Below are 2,790 nucleotides of genomic sequence, written 5' to 3'. Positions count from 1 at the left end.
CCAGTTCAGGGTGCGGTAGCGGGTCGGGGCAGGCCTGGACATGCCGTCCAGCTATGGTGCCGGAGTCGCGATGTGAAGCCTAGACAGGCTTCGTGCAACAACGCCACGTAGGTTGAGAGGAACGAATTATTGGGTACCGTCTCCGTCGTGAACAAAAGGAAGCGAAAGCTGGAACGGATGACACCGCTGTCGGTGTAGCGCTGTAACCAGATCCACACCGACTTCCAGAAGTCGGTCGATAGATCAGTGAGCCGCCCTCCTTCCGCCTTGTGCTTCAAGGACCCTAGAAGAGTTCCGCCCTGTTTGTACGGTGAGTTCCAGATCGTCCAGGCCTTCGACCAAGACTCCAGCGCTCTCAGGCAAGTCGAGTATACGCAAAAGTGCCAAGCGGGGCTGGTAAAGGTAGCCCAGCCCCTGTTCACCAGCGGCATACGTGTCTCTTCCGTTGCTGACCATGAGTTCCCGTCGACCACATGCATTTTGACATATCCGCAGCAGATTGCGGACATTTCCGCGTTAATCCTAGCGGTGGCGCACACAGGCGCAAGGTTTTGGACGGTTCCGGTAAGCGGTACGCCCGCAGCGAACGACCACTTCCCGCCGATTCTGTGGAAAAACACTCGTTCGCGAGCGCAGAAATCTGACGCCAAAGAGAGGCGCGGGCGCCTTTCCCGTCAGGCTTTTCGGGCTTGCCGCGGTGCGGGAAGGATTTTTGCCAGTTTCGTGAGGTTCTGGGCGGTGGCGGCGAGGAGGAATTCGTCGTTCGCGCCGCATGGGCCGCGTAAACGGAGCCTTCCCAAGCCAAGGATGCGCTTGAGGGGGGCGAAGAGCATCTCGACCTTCTTTCGCAGCTCCATCGACACCCGGTATTGCTCGGTCTTTGCAATGTCGCGGGCGGCTTGGCGGGCGTCTTCGTGCTCCTCGCGGGTGATGGACCGAAACTCCATGTTCGGGCAGCAGCGCGGTTTCGAGGGACAGGCTTGGCAGGTGAGCTTCAGGCCGCGGTATTTGGCGACGCCCGTGCCGATTGGCCCCCCGGTTCGGATCGGAATAGTTCCGGCGGAACTGCTTCAACTCATGGCCCTCGGGGCAGATGTATTGATCGTTGTTGGCGTCCCATCCGAAGTCCGCCCGCGTCCAGGTGCCGTCGTTGCGGCCGGACTTGTCGAACACCGGGATGTGCGGTGCGATCTTGCGCTCGACCAGCCAGCCCAGCATCGGGCCGGTGCCGTAGGCCGTATCTGTGATCAGGCGTTCGGGATGCAGATCGAACCTGGCCTCCACGCGGTCCAGCATGGTCTTGGTCGATCCGACCTCGGCCTGCCAGATCGACCTGGTCGCCTCGACATCGATGATGACGCTGTGGTCCGTGTCGATCAGGTAGTTGTCGGAATAACTGAAGAATGCAGGGCCCCTTGCGGGCTGCCGTCCACTGGCTGGCAGGGTCGGAATGGGACGTGAACTTGGGCTGGACCTCGCTGGCGGCCCCGAACGCGGCCTCGTCGAAAGTGTCGAGATACTCGCGCACGGCGCGGGGCGCGTCGGCCGGATCGATCCGTGCCGCGTCCCATTCCTCCTTCGGTGTGGGATTCTGCTTGTTCGCGTCCGCTTCGATGAGACTGGCATCGACCGCCATGCACTGCCCGCTGACCAATCCCTCGGCGATGCACCGTGCGACCGTTATCTCGAACAGGTGGCGCAGCAGCTCGCTCTCGCGGAACCGGCCGTGCCTGTTCTCCGAGAATGTCGAGTGATCCGGACCTCGGTCACTCAGATCGAGGCGGCTGAACCAGCGATACGCCAGGTTCAGATGCACTTCCTCGCACAGGCGCCGCTCGGACCGGATGCCGAAGCAATAGCCAACCAGCAGTATCCGGATCAGCAGCTCGGGATCGACGGACGGACGGCCGGCGTGACTGTAGAGATCCGCGAGATGGCTGCGGATGCTGCCCAAGTCCACGAACCGGTCAATAGATCGAAGAAGGTGATCCTGTGGGACGTGATCTTCCAGAGAGAACTCGTAGAACAGCGCCGGTTGAGCCGCCTGCCTCGGTCCCATCATCGCCAATCCTCCCGTCCAGTGAAGGAATTGAATCAGCGCTCAGCCCCCAAAACAAGCCGAGTTTTCAACGAAATACGCCTATTCGTTCAAAACTCGGAAGCCGCGCAAGGTCATCCCATGGCGCAGAACATCGTTCTTCGCTCCGGCGAACGCTGGCCTCGAGCCAGCGCAGAAGAGCACTTCGCAAAGACGTTATTCTCGCGTTCCTTCGTCTGAAGATCGCCGGCGGACTTTTTCAACGAAACACGCCCTTCCAAGACATTCGAGCAGGTAGTCTTGGATATCTCCGCGCTGCCGGTCATCCTGCATAAGCGGAGAACGTAGCGAAGACTTTCACACGGCTCACCTCTCCCTCCCTGTAGAACCGCGCCCATCCGAGCTGCGGCCTGTACGCCGCCCCGGCGTCGAGGCAGATCGTCCGGTAGTCCTCCACTCCGTCCATCTGCGGCAGTTCGCCGGTCGTCTCCGCCAGCGACGTTCGGACCGCCGGCGTATGCCCGTGCACGACGATTGTCGGTCCCTTCCAGCGTTGCCCGGTTTCGGGATCCACATCCCATCCGCCCTGCCAGGTCAGGAACTCGTTGCGGATCCACGCCCAGTGTTTGTCGTCGTCCACGGGGCGGTCCCGGGCGAGATGGATGTCGTCCGGGATGCACGGGTCCAGCCCGGCATGCACGCAGATCAGGTCGCCGATCCGGAGATGCGACGGCGCCGCCCGGATGGCGGCA

At 61.7% G+C, this 2,790-nt stretch carries 2 pseudogenes; both read right to left on the bottom strand.

Going from position 1 to position 2,790, the window contains the following annotated elements:
• Window positions 1–674: 674 nt before the first annotated feature.
• Window positions 675–2,062: pseudogene (locus Q1B08_RS21215) on the bottom strand (IS1182 family transposase).
• Window positions 2,063–2,360: 298 nt separating this feature from the next.
• A pseudogene (locus Q1B08_RS21210) lies at window positions 2,361–2,790 on the bottom strand (hypothetical protein); the annotation flags it as partial.

It is taken from the genome of uncultured Jannaschia sp. (assembly GCF_947494025.1).
In the GTDB taxonomy this organism is placed as follows: Bacteria; Pseudomonadota; Alphaproteobacteria; order Rhodobacterales; family Rhodobacteraceae; genus Jannaschia.
This window is presented reverse-complemented; position numbering and strand designations above follow the sequence as displayed.